This is a genomic window from Cedecea neteri (assembly GCF_000758325.1).
GTDB lineage: Bacteria > Pseudomonadota > Gammaproteobacteria > Enterobacterales > Enterobacteriaceae > Cedecea > Cedecea neteri_B.
Genome location: NZ_CP009459.1, coordinates 4,313,165 through 4,328,905 on the forward strand (window position 1 = coordinate 4,313,165; position 15,741 = coordinate 4,328,905).

Annotated in this window: 15 protein-coding genes; 2 read left to right on the forward strand and 13 right to left on the reverse strand. The window is 57.3% G+C overall.

What is annotated here, in order from left to right:
- Positions 1 to 237 precede the first annotated feature (237 nt).
- The 7 genes from dedD to pdxB form a co-directional block, all read right to left on the reverse strand.
- Positions 238 to 954 carry a cell division protein DedD gene (dedD, locus tag LH86_RS20075; RefSeq protein ID WP_039305149.1) on the reverse strand — a complete coding sequence of 239 codons (717 nt, stop codon included), beginning with the start codon at positions 952 to 954 and terminating at the stop codon, positions 238 to 240.
- Complete coding sequence (gene folC / locus LH86_RS20080; protein ID WP_039306434.1) at positions 944 to 2,212, reverse strand: bifunctional tetrahydrofolate synthase/dihydrofolate synthase; 1,269 nt, start codon at positions 2,210 to 2,212, stop codon at positions 944 to 946. The genes dedD and folC overlap by 11 nt, the downstream gene beginning before the upstream one ends.
- A 64-nt stretch (positions 2,213 to 2,276) precedes the next feature.
- Positions 2,277 to 3,197: an acetyl-CoA carboxylase, carboxyltransferase subunit beta gene (gene accD / locus LH86_RS20085; protein ID WP_039305152.1), complete on the reverse strand. Its 921-nt coding sequence runs from the start codon at positions 3,195 to 3,197 to the stop codon at positions 2,277 to 2,279.
- 138 nt (positions 3,198 to 3,335) lie between these two features.
- Positions 3,336 to 3,995: a DedA family protein gene (locus tag LH86_RS20090; RefSeq protein ID WP_039295583.1), complete on the reverse strand. Its 660-nt coding sequence runs from the start codon at positions 3,993 to 3,995 to the stop codon at positions 3,336 to 3,338.
- A 25-nt stretch (positions 3,996 to 4,020) separates the two neighbouring features.
- Positions 4,021 to 4,836, reverse strand: a complete 816-nt coding sequence (gene truA / locus LH86_RS20095; RefSeq protein ID WP_039305155.1) for a tRNA pseudouridine(38-40) synthase TruA — start codon at positions 4,834 to 4,836, stop codon at positions 4,021 to 4,023.
- Positions 4,836 to 5,849, reverse strand: coding sequence for an aspartate-semialdehyde dehydrogenase (locus LH86_RS20100; protein WP_039305160.1), 1,014 nt, complete (start codon positions 5,847 to 5,849; stop codon positions 4,836 to 4,838). The genes truA and LH86_RS20100 overlap by 1 nt, the downstream gene beginning before the upstream one ends.
- Before the next feature lie 68 nt (positions 5,850 to 5,917).
- Positions 5,918 to 7,054 (reverse strand): 4-phosphoerythronate dehydrogenase PdxB, encoded by a 1,137-nt coding sequence (gene pdxB, locus LH86_RS20105; RefSeq protein ID WP_039305163.1) that lies wholly within the window; start codon positions 7,052 to 7,054, stop codon positions 5,918 to 5,920.
- 114 nt (positions 7,055 to 7,168) lie between these two features.
- Between pdxB and flk the strand changes: the two genes are divergently transcribed.
- Positions 7,169 to 8,173: a flagella biosynthesis regulator Flk gene (gene flk / locus LH86_RS20110; RefSeq protein WP_039305166.1), complete on the forward strand. Its 1,005-nt coding sequence runs from the start codon at positions 7,169 to 7,171 to the stop codon at positions 8,171 to 8,173.
- A gap of 112 nt (positions 8,174 to 8,285) precedes the next feature.
- Here the strand turns inward: flk and LH86_RS20115 are convergent, their stop codons facing one another.
- Together LH86_RS20115 and fabB are read right to left on the reverse strand one after the other, a co-directional pair.
- On the reverse strand, positions 8,286 to 9,467 hold the full coding sequence (locus tag LH86_RS20115; RefSeq protein WP_039305169.1) for an MFS transporter: 1,182 nt from the start codon (positions 9,465 to 9,467) through the stop codon (positions 8,286 to 8,288).
- Between the two features lie 225 nt (positions 9,468 to 9,692).
- Positions 9,693 to 10,910: a beta-ketoacyl-ACP synthase I gene (gene fabB, locus LH86_RS20120; protein ID WP_039305172.1), complete on the reverse strand. Its 1,218-nt coding sequence runs from the start codon at positions 10,908 to 10,910 to the stop codon at positions 9,693 to 9,695.
- Positions 10,911 to 11,068: 158 nt separating this feature from the next.
- Here fabB and mnmC point away from each other — a divergent pair, with 158 nt between their 5' ends.
- Positions 11,069 to 13,069 carry a bifunctional tRNA (5-methylaminomethyl-2-thiouridine)(34)-methyltransferase MnmD/FAD-dependent 5-carboxymethylaminomethyl-2-thiouridine(34) oxidoreductase MnmC gene (mnmC, locus tag LH86_RS20125; RefSeq protein WP_039305175.1) on the forward strand — a complete coding sequence of 667 codons (2,001 nt, stop codon included), beginning with the start codon at positions 11,069 to 11,071 and terminating at the stop codon, positions 13,067 to 13,069.
- 169 nt (positions 13,070 to 13,238) lie between these two features.
- On the opposite strand, the gene LH86_RS20130 is transcribed toward mnmC, so the two are convergent.
- From LH86_RS20130 to mepA, 4 genes are read right to left on the reverse strand one after another with little or no spacing between them, the layout of a single operon-like run.
- Complete coding sequence (locus LH86_RS20130) at positions 13,239 to 13,514, reverse strand: YfcL family protein (RefSeq protein ID WP_008459691.1); 276 nt, start codon at positions 13,512 to 13,514, stop codon at positions 13,239 to 13,241.
- Positions 13,515 to 13,541: 27 nt separating this feature from the next.
- Positions 13,542 to 14,090 carry an elongation factor P hydroxylase gene (locus LH86_RS20135; RefSeq protein WP_039306437.1) on the reverse strand — a complete coding sequence of 183 codons (549 nt, stop codon included), beginning with the start codon at positions 14,088 to 14,090 and terminating at the stop codon, positions 13,542 to 13,544.
- A 16-nt stretch (positions 14,091 to 14,106) separates the two neighbouring features.
- Positions 14,107 to 14,904, reverse strand: a complete 798-nt coding sequence (locus tag LH86_RS20140; protein WP_039305179.1) for a sulfite exporter TauE/SafE family protein — start codon at positions 14,902 to 14,904, stop codon at positions 14,107 to 14,109.
- Positions 14,905 to 14,915: 11 nt separating this feature from the next.
- Positions 14,916 to 15,740 (reverse strand): penicillin-insensitive murein endopeptidase, encoded by an 825-nt coding sequence (gene mepA / locus LH86_RS20145; protein WP_039305183.1) that lies wholly within the window; start codon positions 15,738 to 15,740, stop codon positions 14,916 to 14,918.
- Position 15,741: the final 1 nt, after the last annotated feature.

The window sequence follows — 15,741 nt, forward strand, 5'->3', positions numbered from 1 at the left end:
AAAACGTTTGCGTAGGGATTTCCTTCCCCCGCGTAAATAAATAATGGCGTTGAAAAAAGCATCAACGCCATTAAAAAAGTGCCTGTTTTGCCTTCACTCCAGTGGAGAGAAACGACAGCACGTCGTCGTTTTCCCCTCACCCGAACCCTCTCCCAAAAGGGGTGAGAGAATAGCTCAGTGCAATCTCTTTCCCCCTCTCCCTTCCAGGGAGAGGGCCGGGGTGAGGGTCACTGGCGACTACCTTGGCGAATAATTCATCACCACGCCGTTCAGGCCAGAAAGCGAATTCAGCTCGCCCAGCGAAGACTTCAGCTTATCCTTCGAGGCATCCGGCCCGACCAGAATACGGGTAATTTTCCCCTGCACAGGCGTGGTCGGCGAGGTGTAAACCTTGAACCCGGCCCCGCGCAGTTTACCAACAATTTCATTCACTTTGTCCGCATTTTTCAATGCGCCAAGCTGCACCACATAGGCTTGCCCGGTCGGCGCTTTGTCGGCAGTTTTTTCCGCCTTCGACGGCTGTTCGGAGGCCATGGCAAGCTGCTGCCCGGTGTTATCATCGGCGGCAGGTTTAGGCTGCGGCTTTTCAACCGGCTTAGGCTTTGGTTTTTCCTGCACGGGCTGCGGCTTAGGCTGTTCGCGCGCGACAGGCACTTCGTCAACGCCCGCAGATCCTTCATTCGGGATAGCCCCGCTGTTCAGCCCCGGCGGTACGGAAGCGCCCGCCCTTACCTCTTCCGCCGCGCCTTCCGGCGGCTGCGCTGGCAGAGCCTGAGTAGACGCCGGCAGCATATCTGGCTCGTCGCTGTCTCCAGGTTTTGGCACCAAAGGAATGGCCGCGAACTCGTCCTGATAATGCTTTTTCTGCCCGTCCAGCAGACCCGGCAGCACAATAACGCCCAGTGCGACCAGAATAATGGTTCCGACTAATCGGTTTTGAAACTTACTCGCCACCTGCTCTCCCCGCGTCCAGTACTTCCATTACATGGGCCACTGTGTGGAACGAACCACACACCAGCACGGTATCTTCGGCCGTCGCTTCCGCCATGGCTGCATGCCATGCGTCCGCCACGGTTGCAAATGTTCTGCCGTGACCAAGATGAGCCATAAGCTGCTCTGCGCTTGCGCCTCGTGGCCCTTCCAGCGGAGCACAATACCAGCTATCGACCTGAGGCGACAAACAGGCAAGCGTTCCGGCAATGTCTTTATCGTGTAACATACCAATCACCGCCAGCACGCGTCCCTGCTTAGGTAACGCCGCCAGGCGACCCGCAAGATAAGCCGCCGCGTGAGGATTATGGGCAACATCAAGAATCACGCGAGGTGCCTGAGACACAATCTGGAAGCGCCCCGGCAGCGTGGCATGTTCGATGCCATAGCGTATCGCGTTTTCACTCACGTTCAGTTTACTGGCACGTAAAGCGGCCAGCGCCGTCGCGGCATTAGGCTGTGGAACCAGGGGCAGTGGCAAATCTTTAAGCTCGCCATGTCCGTCCCGGAACGTCCAGCCTGTGCCGTTAACCTCATAATCCCAGTCAACGCCGCGGCGCAGCAATTGCGCGCCCTTCTCCTGCGCTACATCGGCAATCGTCTGCGGCATATCTGGCTCGCCCACGACCGCAGGGTTATCTCTGCGGAAGACGCCGGCTTTTTCACGGCCAATGCTCTCACGATCCGGGCCAAGCCAGTCGGTGTGATCGAGCGCGATGCTGGTCACCACGGCCACATCGGAATCCACAATATTAGTGGCATCCAGACGCCCGCCAAGGCCAACCTCAAGAATCACCACATCTACCGCCTGCTGCTTAAACAATAGCAAGGCCGAGAGTGTTCCGTATTCAAAATAGGTTAAGGAAATATCTCCGCGAGCGGCCTCTATTTCGGCAAACGAGGCGGTATGCAGGGCTTCAGGTAACTCTTCGCCCTGAATGCGTACGCGCTCGGTGTAACGCACCAGATGCGGAGAGCTATAAACCCCTACGCGATAGCCGTCGGCCATCAGCGCGGTTTCAAGCGTACGGCAGGTTGTGCCTTTCCCGTTCGTCCCCGCCACAGTGAAAACAGTCGGCGCAGGTTTCAGTACATCGAGCTTGCGCGCAACGTTGCTGATGCGCTCAAGGCCCATGTCGATAGTGGTGGAGTGAAGGTTTTCAAGATAGCAAAGCCACGTGGCCAGGGGCGACGTGGCTTGAGGAATAAGATCTTTGTCCATGATGCCCACTTAACATGCACATAAAGAAAAGGGCAGAACCTGCTGGCCTGCCCTTAGTTGCGAATCAGGCCTCTTGACCCTGTTCCGGTGCTGGCGGAACCACGATTGGCTCACGCGGGGCTTCCGGGTTTGGCGCCGGTAGATTCATAAACTTCGCCAGGATGCTCGCCAGTTTCAGGCGCATTTCCGGACGACGAACGATCATGTCGATAGCGCCTTTTTCGATCAGGAACTCACTGCGCTGGAAGCCCGGCGGCAGTTTTTCACGAACGGTCTGCTCGATAACGCGTGGACCGGCAAAGCCAATCAGCGCCTTCGGCTCGGCGATGTTCAGATCGCCCAGCATCGCGAAGCTTGCGGAAACGCCACCCATGGTTGGGTCAGTCAGCACGGAGATGTACGGCAGACCGCGTTCCTGCATTTTTGCCAGCGCAGCGCTGGTTTTCGCCATCTGCATCAGCGACATTAGCGCTTCCTGCATACGCGCCCCGCCGGAGGCGGAGAAGCAGACCATCGGGCAGTTGTCTTCCAGCGCCTGCTCAACGGCACGAACAAAACGCGCGCCGACTACGGAACCCATAGAGCCGCCCATAAAGGAGAACTCGAAGGCCGCGGCCACAACAGGCATACCGTGCAGGGTGCCTTTCATGACAACCAACGCGTCTTTCTCGCCGGTCTCTTTCTGTGCGCTAACCAGACGATCTTTGTACTTCTTGGAGTCACGGAACTTCAGCAAATCTTTTGGCTCAAGCTCGCTCCCCAATTCCACCATTGTGCCTTCATCTAACAGGCTATGCAGGCGATCGCGGGCCGACATACGCATGTGGTGATCGCACTTAGGGCAGACGCCAAGGTTGCGTTCCAGCTCGGCGCGGTACAGGACCTGGCCGCAGCTGTCGCACTTGGTCCACACCCCTTCAGGGATGCTCGCCTTGCGGGTGGGAGTGATATTGCTCTTATTGAGAATTCGTTCAATCCAGCTCATTGATGACCTTTCTGCTTGAACCTGGTCGATACCAGCTTTTCTGCGGCAGTTTTCCCTGCCCCAGACCATAAATGGTGCTCATTAAAACACAACGGCCCGCGACTTTGGATAAAAAAGTGGTCGAACCGCTGCCACGTATTATTTTGACTGCCGCGACGCCGCGCGTTTGTGGCGGATAACTTCCACCACGCCAGGCAGTATCGACACCACGATAATTGCCACAATCAGCAGCTTCAGGTTTTCCTGTACTACCGGCAGGTTACCGAACAGGTAGCCCGCGTAGGTGAACAGCAAGACCCACAGCAGTGCGCCGACGACGTTATAAATCGCAAAATGGCGATAGGACATGTGCCCCATCCCGGCGACAAACGGTGCGAAGGTTCGCACAATCGGCACGAAGCGCGCGAGGATAATCGTTTTTCCGCCGTGACGCTCGTAAAAAGCGTGAGTTTTATCGAGATAACTGCGGCGGAAGATTTTTGAATTCGGATTACTGAACAACTTCTCGCCAAACAGCCGCCCGATAGTGTAGTTCACCGCATCGCCAATAATGGCGGCAATCACCATCAAAATAACCATGTAATGGACGTTCAGGTCATTGGTTTCCAGCGACGCCAGCGCACCCGCCACAAACAGCAGTGAATCACCCGGTAAAAACGGCGTGACTACCAGCCCGGTTTCGCAGAACAAAATCAGGAACAGAATAGCGTAAACCCAGACGCCGTATTGTGCCACCAGCTCGGCCAGATGCACGTCGATATGCAAAATGAAGTCGATGATAAAACGGATGAAATCCATCAAAGTATCCTTTCTTAAGCAGCAATCAATCGGCTAAAAAAAGCGGCCCCATCGGCAGACAAGGCAGCGCAAAGTGGTCGGGATAATCCACCGACACCAGGTACAGCCCTTCCGCCTTCGCGGTGGCAGCAGCCTTAGTACGGTCCTTCATTGCCAGCAGTTCGGCCATCCAGGTTTCTGCCTGGTTACCGCAGCCGACTTCCATCAGGCTACCGACGATATTGCGCACCATGTGGTGCACAAAAGCGTTGGCCTTAATGTCCACCACGATGTAAGAACCGTAGCGGTTCACCGTAATGTGCATCATATTGCGCCATGGGGTGCGTGACTGGCACTGCACCGCACGGAACGAGGTAAAGTCATTTTCCCCCAGCAGGCTCTGCGCGGCGCGGTGCATTTTATCCGCATCCAGAGGCAGGTGAAAATGGGTTACGCCCTGCTGCAAAACGGCCGGACGCAGGCGATGATTATAAATCACGTAGCGATAGCGGCGCGCCGTGGCGCTAAACCGGGCGTGGAACTCAGACGGCACATCTTTTACCCAGCGCACGGCGATGTCACCAGGCAAATTCGTATTTACGCCCATCGTCCAGGCCGCATCTTTGCGCACCGCGCTGGTTTCAAAATGCACCACCTGGCCTGTGGCATGAACGCCCGCATCGGTACGCCCCGCGCAAAATACGTTAACCGGCTCATTGGCGACCTGAGACAGCGCTTTTTCCAGCTTTTCCTGCACGCTGCGCACTTCGTTCTGGCGCTGCCAGCCGTAATATTTACTGCCGTCGTACTCAATGCCGAGCGCGATTTTATGAAGCGGAATTTCGCTTAGCACTTCGGACATCAGTACATATACTCCTGCACCAGTTTCTCAGCGGTTTTTATCGCCATCAGCGCGCCGCCAAAGCGAACGTTATCGGCAACTGACCAGAACTGGATTTGCTCCGGCATGCCGTAATCGTTGTGTACGCAGCCAATAGAAAGATGGCCGCTGCCGGACGCATCCGCCACCTGCGTCGGGAATTCACCCTCTTCAGACAGCTCAATATCTTCTGCCTGAGCAAACGCATCGCGGGCTTCTTCTGCCGCCAGCGGGCGCAGAGCTTCAAAATTGACGATTTGGGCATGGCCGTAGAACACCGGCGACTGCACGAGACTGGCGGAGATCATTAAGCCGTCGTCCTGCAGCACTTTACGCACTTCATTCACCAGGCGACGTTCTTCCCGCACGCTGCCTTCGGCGTCCGGCACCAGCGGCAGCATGTTGAACGCCAGCTGGCGGCCAAACAGATCTTCTTCATCAATAGGAATGCCGTTCAGCAGACGGGCGCTTTGCCCGGCCAGCGCGTCTACGGCCACTTTACCGCGCGCAGAAGCAGACAGCAGGCTGGTCACCTGAATACGCGACAGACCGCCCTGCTCAATCAGCGGTTTTAACGCGCTCAGCAGTTGGCTGGTCAGGCTGTCCGCCACGGCAACCAGGTTACGGTTGCGGTAATCACTCAGCACGAATGGGTTCACATCCGGCACGACCAGCGGTACATCCGGCTCAAGCGAGAAAAGACCGCTGGAGTCAATCACCAGACAGCCCGCGTTGGTCGCTTCTTCCACATAGCGAGCGGAGGCTTCAACGCCCGCAACGAAAAACGCCAGTTGAGCCTGCGTCCAGTCAAACTCTGCCGCGTCCTGCACCAGGATGGTTTTGCCTTCATAACGCAGATTTTCACCGGCGCTCTCGCCGCGCGCCAGGGCATACAATTCACCAACCGGGAACTGACGTTCAGCAAGCAGTTCAAGCAAAGCTGAGCCTACGGCACCGGTGGCGCCTAAAATGGCAATATTCCAGCCTTCGGACATGTTGGTTTACTCCAGAAAATAGAACAGATGCTCCCCAGGACATTGCCCAGGGAGCCAGAAGATATTGCTTAGCGAAGCGGGTGATGTGCCGCGCTAAAGCCAAGTTTTTGCAGCATGCCTGCCGCGTCGGCATCATCACACTGCACATACAGCGATGACCACTCGCGGCGCTCAAGGTAGTTCTTACGCAGCTTGTCGAATTCGCCAGGCTGACCGGCTACTTTCCGCAGCGGCGCGTCGTCGCGGCGCACATCATACACCAGATGCACCAGTCTTTTGAGCGTGGGCTGATCGAGCGGGCCTGCCAGCGTAATGCGGCCAAATTCGGGCGCAGGCAGCAGTGAATCCAGCGCCACTTTCTGAGACTGCCCGATAAAATCGCTGAAGGCTTCAAAGACCTGTGTCGTACCACGAGCCTTACCTTCAAGCGTGTAGCCCGCAATGTGCGCCGTGCCAATATCCACCTTGTCGAGCAACTCGACGTTGAGATCCGGCTCCGGCTCCCAGACGTCCAGCACAACGCTGAGATTCTGCCCCGCTTTTAAGCATTTCAGCAATGCGTTGTTGTCCACTACCGGGCCACGACAGGCATTAATCAGAATAGCGCCAGGCTTCAGGCGGCTAATCAGCGCCTCATCTGCCAGATGCAGCGTTTTATACTCGCCGGATTTAAACAGCGGCGTATGGAAGGTGATGACGTCGGCTTCCTGCACCAGCGTTTCCAGCGAAACGAAATCGCCTTCGTCACCGCGATCGGCGCGCGGCGGATCGCACAGTAAGGTGCGTACGCCCCAGGCTTCCAGACGTGCCTGAAGACGGGAACCGACATTACCGACGCCGACGATACCGATGGTCCGGTTTCTCAGCTCAAAACCATCGCGCTCGGCCAGCATCAGTAAAGAGGAGAACACATACTCAACCACGGCAATCGCGTTGCACCCAGGAGCCGCAGAGAAAGCCACCCCGGCACTTTGCAAATACGCTTCATCAACGTGATCGGTTCCGGCCGTGGCCGTCCCGACAAATTTAATCCCTTTACCGTCCAGCAGTTCGGCATTCACTTTGGTGACCGAACGAACCATCAACGCGTCAGCATCCGTCAACGCATCCACCGGAATCGGACGCCCCGGCACGGCAGTTACCTCGCCCAGGCGGCTGAAAAGCTCGCGGGCATAGGGCATATTTTCATCAACGAGGATTTTCACCTGAGTACCTGTCTGTTAATCGTCGAGATAAGGCCAGATAGTGTGCCATAATCTGACGTCCGGGCATAACGAACTACTTGCGAATGTTTTGTCGCACTTAAGGATCATTTAATAATGCAACCCATTCAGGGCGCCACGCCGCGTCCTCCGGGGGAACCTCCCTCCGCACCTTCTGCTGCCGGTGAACAGCCGCTTTCCACCCAGCAACGTACCGTGCTGGAGCGTTTGATCACCCGGATCATCGCGCTTAGTCAACAGCAGAGCGCTGAAGTGTGGGCGGGCCTTAAGCACGATCTGGGACTCAAAAGCGAGACGCCGCTGCTGTCCCGGCATTTTCCTGCCGCTGAGCAAAACCTGAATCAGCGCCTGACCAGCGCGCAAACCACGTTGGCAACGCGTCAGATCATTCAGCAACTGAGCGATTTACTGCCCCAGGGCAATAATCGACAGGCGGTGAGCGACTTTATCCGCCAGCAGTTTGGCCAGACGGCGCTGAGCCAGCTCACGCCGGATCAGCTCAAAACCGTGCTGACGCTGCTGCAAAACAACCAGCTCGCCATTCCTCAGCCGCAGCAGCGCCCGGCCACCGACCGCCCACTTCTGCCCGCCGAGCACAACAGCCTGAACCAGCTTGTCACCAAACTCGCCGCTGCGACGGGCGAGTCCGGCAAGCAAATATGGCAGTCAATGCTGGAGCTTTCCGGCGTGAAAACCGGCGAACTCATTCCAGCTAAGCACTTTGCTTTGCTGACAACCTGGCTCCAGGCGAGGCAAACGCTGAGCCAGCAGTCCGCCCCTACTATGCACAGCGTGCAGGCCGCACTGAAGCAGCCGCTTGAGCCGCAGGAGTGGAAAGAGATGGTGGATTACAGCCAGCAGCGCTTCCAGGCCACGCCGCAAACGGTACTGACGACCGCGCAGGTGCAGGACATTCTCAATCAGGTGTTTTTAAAACGCGCCGAGCGCCAGCCAGCTACGATTGAAGTGCGTGATATTCAGCCGATCTACAACCCGATGTTCAGCGCAATTATCGAGCCAATAAAGGCGCTGAGCGCGAGACCGGGCCTGGCGTTGATTGCGTTGGTCGTGGTGATGATTTTGCTCTGGCTGGTGATCTAGCCCCCTCACCCCGGCCCTCTCCCCAAGGGGGAGAGGGAGAAAACAGGTGACGGAGAACATGGTTTATTCCCTCTCCCTTCCAGGGAGAGGGGTAGGGTGAGGGTACTAAAACCTACTTCCTGAACGCCACCAGCGTCACGGCAATCCCCAGCACCGCAGAAATTGCCCCGGCCATAAATACCGACGAATAGCCCATAGAGGTTGCCAGAATGCCGGTTAACGGCCCGGTGACGCCATATGAAATATCCTGGAAAGCGGCATAGCCGCCCAGCGCCGTGCCGCGAACCTGAGGCGGAACACGCTTAACCACTTCAACGCCAAGCGCCGGGAAGATAAGCGAACAGCCGCAGCCGGTCAGCGCCGCCCCCAGCAGTGCGGTCCAGGCTCCAGGCGCGTGCCAGAGCAGCAGCAAGCCCACGGTTTCAACCGCAAGCGAGAACAGCGCCACGCGCACGCCGCCGTAGCGATCGGGCATCCAGCCAAACAGCACGCGCACCAGCACAAAAGCGCCGCCAAATGCCGTCAACGTGAAGCCCGCATGAGCCCAGCCGTTTGCGGCAAAATAGAGTGACACAAAGGTACCGATCACCGCAAAGCCGACGCCCTGCAGCGCGAGACCCAGTCCCGGCTGCCAGATAAGCCCGATCACGGTCAGCAATGAAGGCCGCTCGCCTTTATGGGCAGGAACGGGTTTCACGGTGCCGTTAAACAGCAACCCAATCAGCGGCAAAGCAATGGTTGTCACGCCCAGCGCCACAAAACCCCACTGGCTGTTAAGCATCAGACCAAGGGGCGCCCCGGCGGCCAGCGCGCCGTAAATCGCCATCCCATTCCAGGACATCACCTTACCCGAACGCCCCGGGCCAACCAGCCCCAGCCCCCAGGTCAGGTTCCCCGTCAGCAACTGGCTTTCGCCAAAGCCAAGAATCAACCGCCCAACGATCAGCAAGGCAAACTTCACCGCTGGTTCTACCGGCAATAGCGCGGCGAGCAGGTAGGCCACGCCCGCCAGCCCACAGGCAAACATCCCCTGCAGGACGGAACGTTTAGCGCCCATCTGGTCGGCGAGCCGTCCCGCGTAACCCCGGGTCAATACCGTGGCAAGAAACTGAATGCCCACCGCCACGCCAACCATCATGTTGCCGTAGCCCAACTGCTGGTGAACAAAAAGTGGGATAACGGGCAGCGGCAGGCCCACCGTCATATAGGTCAGAAAGACCGCAAAAGTAATTCTGAAAAGTGACGTATTTGCCGATTTCGACGTTTTAAGAGTGGAATCAGGTACTGCAGACATACTGCTTACTCCATAAATTCAGAGCAAGGCGCAAGTTAACCCGCGCCCTTTCCTCTGAGTGTTCAGATGACAGGGTGCGTTGGTTAACGTTAAACGCTTACGCATTATCAATAATGATAATGGAGGGGAGTGCATAGTGCCTTTCGGCTAACCGGCTGTCAATGCTGAACAATGGGCAAAAAAATGGGGCACCCGCAGGCACCCCATTCTGAATCATTATGGCGATTAAGCCTTAAGCTTACGCATCACCAGCGTGGCGTTAGTGCCGCCGAAGCCGAAGCTGTTGGACATCACGGTGGTCAGCGCTGCATCCGTCGCTTTAGTGACGATGTTCAGGCCAGCAGCCTGTTCGTCCAGCTCTTCCACGTTAATGCTTGGCGCGATGAAACCGTGCTCCAGCATCAGCAGAGAATAGATGGCTTCCTGTACGCCGGCGGCGCCCAGAGAGTGGCCGGTCATGGCTTTGGTCGCAGAGATCGCCGGGCTGTGGTCAGCGAACACTTCACGAATCGCACCCAGCTCTTTCACGTCGCCTACCGGAGTAGAAGTCCCGTGGGAGTTCAGGTAGTCAATTGGGGTATCAACGCCGTGCATCGCCATCTTCATGCAGCGCACCGCGCCTTCGCCGGATGGGGCAACCATGTCTGCGCCGTCGGACGTTGCGCCGTAGCCAACGATTTCAGCATAGATGTGTGCGCCACGAGCCAGAGCATGCTCCAGTTCTTCAACCACAACCATACCGCCGCCACCTGCGATGACGAAGCCGTCGCGGTGCGCGTCATAGGTACGGGAAGCTTTTTCTGGGGTTTCGTTATACTTGGTGGACAGCGCGCCCATCGCATCGAATTCACACGCCATTTCCCAGCCCAGCTCTTCGCCGCCGCCGGCAAAGACGATGTCTTGTTTACCGAGCTGAATCTGCTCTACCGCATTACCGATACAGTGGGCGGAAGTTGCGCAGGCGGAGCTGATGGAGTAGTTCACCCCATGAATTTTGAATGGCGTTGCCAGGCAAGCGGAAACCGCGGAGCCCATGGCTTTGGTCACTACGTAAGGACCCACGGCTTTCAGGCCGCGCGGGCTACGCATAGCATCAGCGCCAAAGACCTGTGCTTTAGAAGAGCCGCCGGAACCGGCAATCAGACCAACGCGTGGGTTGTTCTGGTAAACCTCTTCGCTCAGGCCGGCATCCGCAATCGCTTCACGCATGGAAAGATAGGCATAGATAGAGGCATCGTTCATGAAACGAACCACTTTACGGTCAATCAAACCGGTGGTATCCAGCTTGACGTTACCCCAGATGTGGCTACGCATTCCCGCGTCTTTAAACTCTTCCGAGAAAGTGATCCCTGAGCGTCCTTCTCGCAGAGATGCCAGGACTTCCTGCTGGTTATTACCAATGCTGGAAACAATGCCCAGGCCAGTAATCACTGCACGTTTCATTCAAATACCTCGTTCACTGCACTATGTAGGATTTCGTGTCGCACAATAGCGTACAGTTGTAAGCCGAACAAGTCCGATCAGCCAAATTGTGCGGAAATTTGCGCCGCTCCGCTCACACCGTTATGATCGTGCCACTGCCTGTCAGACGAGCAACTTACGTGAAACATTCCCCTATACAATCCGCCAACCTCGGTTTTAACGAAGAAGGTACACCTGTATCCCGAGATTTTGACGACGTTTACTTCTCTAACGATAACGGACTGGAAGAGACGCGTTACGTGTTCCTCGGCGGAAACCATCTCCCTGAACGCTTTGCAACCCACGAAAGACCGCTTTTTGTGGTCGCAGAAAGTGGATTTGGCACCGGCCTTAACTTTTTGACTTTATGGCAGGCGTTCGATGAATTTTGTGTGAAACGTGAAGATGCCTGCTTAAAACGGCTGCATTTTATCAGTTTTGAAAAATTTCCCCTGACCGCGGCGGATCTGGCACTCGCCCATCAGCACTGGCCAGAGCTAAGTCGCTTCGCCACCGAGCTTCAGCAACAATGGCCGCTGCCGATTCCCGGCTGCCACCGCCTGCTGCTGGACAACGGCCGCATCACGCTTGACCTGTGGTTTGGCGATATTAACGAGCTGATATCTCAGTTAGATGACACCCTTAATCAGCAGGTCGATGCCTGGTTCCTGGATGGCTTCGCGCCCTCCAAAAACCCGGATATGTGGACGCCACAGCTCTTTCAGGCCATGGTTCGTATGGCTCGCCCCGGGGGCACGCTGGCAACCTTTACTTCCGCAGGCTTTGTGCGTCGCGGCCTGATTGAAGCGGGCTTCACCGTGACACGCAGCAAAGGGTTTGGCCGCAAACGCGAAATGCTCGTCGGATCTCTACCACACCCCGTGGAGACTCCTGCCCGCACGCCCTGGTACGCTCGCCCTGGCACAACTGAACATGAAACCGCGATTGTTGGCGGCGGCATTGCCAGCGCCCTGCTCGCCCTGGCGCTGCTGCGTCGGGGCTGGAAAGTCACCCTGTATTGCGAGGATGAAGCCCCGGCCCAGGGCGCTTCCGGCAACCGCCAGGGGGCACTTTACCCGCTGCTCACCGCGCATGATGCCGCATTAACCACCTTTTTCCCAGCGGCATTCACCTTCGCACGCCGCCTGTACGATGCTCTCCCGGTAGCCTTTGATCATGCCTGGTGTGGCGTAACCCAGCTCGCCTGGGATGAAAAAAGCGCCCATAAAATCGAACAGATGCTCGGCCTGGGTTTGCCAGACTTACTGGCGAAGGCCGTGGATGCTGAAACCGTGGAGGAAACCTGTGGCGTGGACACTCAGTGCGGTGGCATCAGCTATCCGCTGGGCGGCTGGCTCTACCCGGCACAGCTTACCGCCGATGCTCTTGCGCTAGCCGAACAGCAAGGGTTGAAGATTCAGTATGGGCACCGGGTGACCGACTTAACGGCAGAGAATGGCGGCTGGAAGATAGATTTTGCCCGGCAGGATACCGCTCAGCATGCCGCTGTTGTGCTGGCCAACGGCCACCAAATCAGCCGGTTTAGACAAACGCAGAACCTGCCTGTTTACTCAGTGGGCGGCCAGGTCAGCCATATTCCTACCACGCCGGGGTTAAGCCAGCTCCGCCAGGTGCTGTGCTACGACGGCTACCTGACGCCGGTCAACCCACAGAACCAGCAGCATTGCATTGGCGCCAGCTATCACCGTGGTCGGGATGAAATGGCCTGGAATGAAGCAGATCAGCAGCATAATCGCCAGCGCCTGCTCGACTGCCTGCCGAATGCCGAATGGGCAAAAGAAGTGGACGTTTCGGCCAACGAAGCCCGCTGCGGCGTGCGCTGCGCTTCACGCGACCACCTTCCAATGGTGGGCAGTGTGCCGGATTATGACGCCACGCTTGAGCAATATGCCGGGCTGGCAGAGGATCGTGCAAACGCAGAGCCTGCACCGGTTTACAGCAATCTTTATATGCTGGGCGCACTGGGTTCACGCGGTCTGTGCAGCGCGCCGCTGGCCTCGGAGATTCTGGCGGCACAAATGAGTGAAGAACCTATTCCGCTGGATGCCGCCACGCTCGCGGCGCTGAACCCGAACCGGCTTTGGGTGAGAAAATTATTGAAAGGCAAAGCGGTGAAATGATGTTCCCCTCACCCCAACCCTCTCCCCGGAGGGGAGAGGGAGAAAAACAGGAGCTATTCCCTGAAAGAACCGCGAGAGAAAAACAAGGTTCTTTCTTTACAAGAAGTCGAGAGTTAAACCGGTTTATCCCCTCTCCCTTTTAGGGAGAGGGTTAGGGAGAGGGCCAGTCTTAAAACTTCGCCTTCTCGAAAAGCGTTTCCCACATGCCCAGCACCAGCGCCTGATCGCGCGGCGACAGCTCACCGGCCTGAATCGCCTTTTGCAGGCTATCGCTCACCACCACATGCAGCGCGTCTGGCGTGTGGTCGTCGCCGTTTTCCAGTTCGGCTACCGCCAGAGTCAGGTGCCCACGCAGATAACCGCTGGCAAACAGGTCGTCGTCACTGGCGTGCTCCACCATCTCATCAATCAACGCCAAAATACGTGACTCAAATTCCGCGATCATCATACATCCTCTTCATACAGGTGATTTTTAGTTTAGGTCTTCTGGCCAGGCAAACTGCCCGGCTTCGAGCGCAGGAGTGCCATAATACGCCCTTAGCGCGTCAATCAAACGGGCCGGGCGCTCTGGGATCCCTTCTTTCAGATAAGTCATAACCTGGGCATGAACCCGACGCTGAAACGCAATGCGGTCAGGCTCAAAATCGCCGCTCAGGTTGTCGCAGCTGACGTTAAACGGGAAGCCAGCGGCGGTGCTGAGCATCCACTCCAGCGCCTGCGGCTTCACTTCCACATCTTCAAATTTGCCCTGGGTTTCGGCGTCTCGCCCGTCCGGGCAATACCAGTAGCCGAAGTCCACCAGCTTGCGACGCTCTGCGCCCGCCACGCACCAGTGGGAGATCTCATGCATTCCGCTGGCGTAATAGCCGTGCGCGAAGACGATGCGGTTATACGGCAGTTCGTCATCCGCAGGCAGATAGATCGGCTCGTCATCGCCCTTGATCAGGCGGGTATTAAACTCTGCCAGGAAGCAGCTATCGAACACGTCAATCAGTTCCTGGTAATGGTGTTGTTTGCTCATGGTGGCATCATTCATTTCAGGCTATCCCTAACCAATGGAGAATTTCCGGTCCGTGGCTGTCATACAGCAGCTTGGCGCTCATTACCGCCGAAACCACGACGATCATTGGGCGAATCAGCTGCTGCCCTTTACTCAATACGAGCCGCGAACCCGCCCTCGCCCCTAAAAATTGCCCGGCCATCATCACGAAACCGGTACCCCAAATCACCTTGCCGCCGATGATAAACAGCAGCAGCCCGCCAAGGTTCGACGTAGCATTCAGGACTTTCGCGTGGGCGGTAGATTTGGCGAGGTTGAAGCCGCAAAGCGTCACAAAAGCCAGCGCGTAAAACGACCCGGCACCGGGGCCAAAGAAGCCATCATAAAAACCGACGCAGCCCCCGGCAATTAACGCAAACGGCAAACCGTGCAGACGGCGCTGGCGGTCTTCTTCCCCGAGCTTTGGCATCAGCAGGAAATAGAGCCCGATGCCGATAATCAGCAGCGGCAGGATCTGGCGCAAAATATCAGACTTCACATGCTGTACCAGCAGCGCGCCGCAGGTAGAGCCGATAAACGTCATCAGAATATTGAGTTTCTGATCGGCAAGGCTGACCACCTTGCGGCGAATAAAATAGAGAGAGGCTGACACCGACCCACCGCAGGCCTGGAGCTTGTTGGTTGCCAGTGCCTGAGCCGGAGACATGCCCGCCGCCAGCAAAGCAGGGACCGTCAGTAACCCACCGCCGCCCGCCAGGGCATCAATAAACCCGGCCAGCATGGCGACAAAAAACAGCGCCACCAGCAGCAGCGGGGAAACCATAAACCATTCCATTAACTTATCCGTTAGAGAACGTGCTCATCCAGTAATGCCTGACAGGAGGCGGGTAGCGGCGGTGGCGTTGTCTTTTTCGGCGGCGTGCTGCCCGGTGCAGGCGGCGCGAACCAGCTTTGCAGCTCGGCACCACAGCCGTCTCCCGGCGGAGGCAGAGGCTGATCCTCACACTCCAGGCTGTTAGCCGGGCAGCGCAGGCGAACGTGCATGTGGGCCCGGTGGGCAAACCAAGGGCGCACCTTACGTAGCCAGTCACGGTCAGCGCCCGCATCTTCGCAAAGCCGCTGCTTGATAGCCGGGTTCACGAAGATGCGCGTCACCTCGTTATCTTTAGCCGCGAGCTTAATCAGGCTGTCGATTTCTGGTTTCCAGAGCGATGGCACCACGCGTTTGCCGTCGGCGGCAACCAAATCCAAAGCCTGAGGACGCAGCAATTGCGCCGACGTCCAGCGAGTTTTTGGCAGTTGCAGGAAGATATCGACATCAAGCCCGGTCTGGTGGCTGGCGTGGCCGGAGCTAAAACGCCCGCCTGCCGCCATCCCCATGTCGCCAATCAACACCGTGCCCAGGCCGAGCTGATTTACCTGATTACTCAGGCGCTGAATAAACATCACCAGATCGGGATGGCCAAAGTAGCGACGCTGATCCGGGCGCATTACCTGGTAGCGGGCGTCCTCAAGCGGCAACGCGTGAGCCCCCACGATGCAACCGTTGGAAAACGCGCCAATAGACTGCGCGCTACCGGCAATCGGATGGTCGATTTTTTGCCACGGCGTCGCCGCTAAAGCCTGAGCGCTGGCGGCCAGCGCCAGCATTCCGATCAGGAGTTTGTTCATC

What these genes read in the sequence shown, in the direction of transcription:
- LH86_RS20090 (WP_039295583.1), bottom strand. Translation starts at nt 3,995, where the DNA reads ATGGATTTCATCCGTTTTATCATCGACTTCATTTTGCATATCGACGTG.
- mepA (WP_039305183.1), bottom strand. Translation starts at nt 15,740, where the DNA reads ATGAACAAACTCCTGATCGGAATGCTGGCGCTGGCCGCCAGCGCTCAG.
- folC (WP_039306434.1), bottom strand. Translation starts at nt 2,212, where the DNA reads ATGGACAAAGATCTTATTCCTCAAGCCACGTCGCCCCTGGCCACGTGG.
- accD (WP_039305152.1), bottom strand. Translation starts at nt 3,197, where the DNA reads ATGAGCTGGATTGAACGAATTCTCAATAAGAGCAATATCACTCCCACC.
- flk (WP_039305166.1), top strand. Translation starts at nt 7,169, where the DNA reads ATGCAACCCATTCAGGGCGCCACGCCGCGTCCTCCGGGGGAACCTCCC.
- LH86_RS20135 (WP_039306437.1), bottom strand. Translation starts at nt 14,090, where the DNA reads ATGAGCAAACAACACCATTACCAGGAACTGATTGACGTGTTCGATAGC.
- LH86_RS20130 (WP_008459691.1), bottom strand. Translation starts at nt 13,514, where the DNA reads ATGATCGCGGAATTTGAGTCACGTATTTTGGCGTTGATTGATGAGATG.
- LH86_RS20140 (WP_039305179.1), bottom strand. Translation starts at nt 14,904, where the DNA reads ATGGAATGGTTTATGGTTTCCCCGCTGCTGCTGGTGGCGCTGTTTTTT.
- truA (WP_039305155.1), bottom strand. Translation starts at nt 4,836, where the DNA reads ATGTCCGAAGTGCTAAGCGAAATTCCGCTTCATAAAATCGCGCTCGGC.
- LH86_RS20100 (WP_039305160.1), bottom strand. Translation starts at nt 5,849, where the DNA reads ATGTCCGAAGGCTGGAATATTGCCATTTTAGGCGCCACCGGTGCCGTA.
- fabB (WP_039305172.1), bottom strand. Translation starts at nt 10,910, where the DNA reads ATGAAACGTGCAGTGATTACTGGCCTGGGCATTGTTTCCAGCATTGGT.
- LH86_RS20115 (WP_039305169.1), bottom strand. Translation starts at nt 9,467, where the DNA reads ATGTCTGCAGTACCTGATTCCACTCTTAAAACGTCGAAATCGGCAAAT.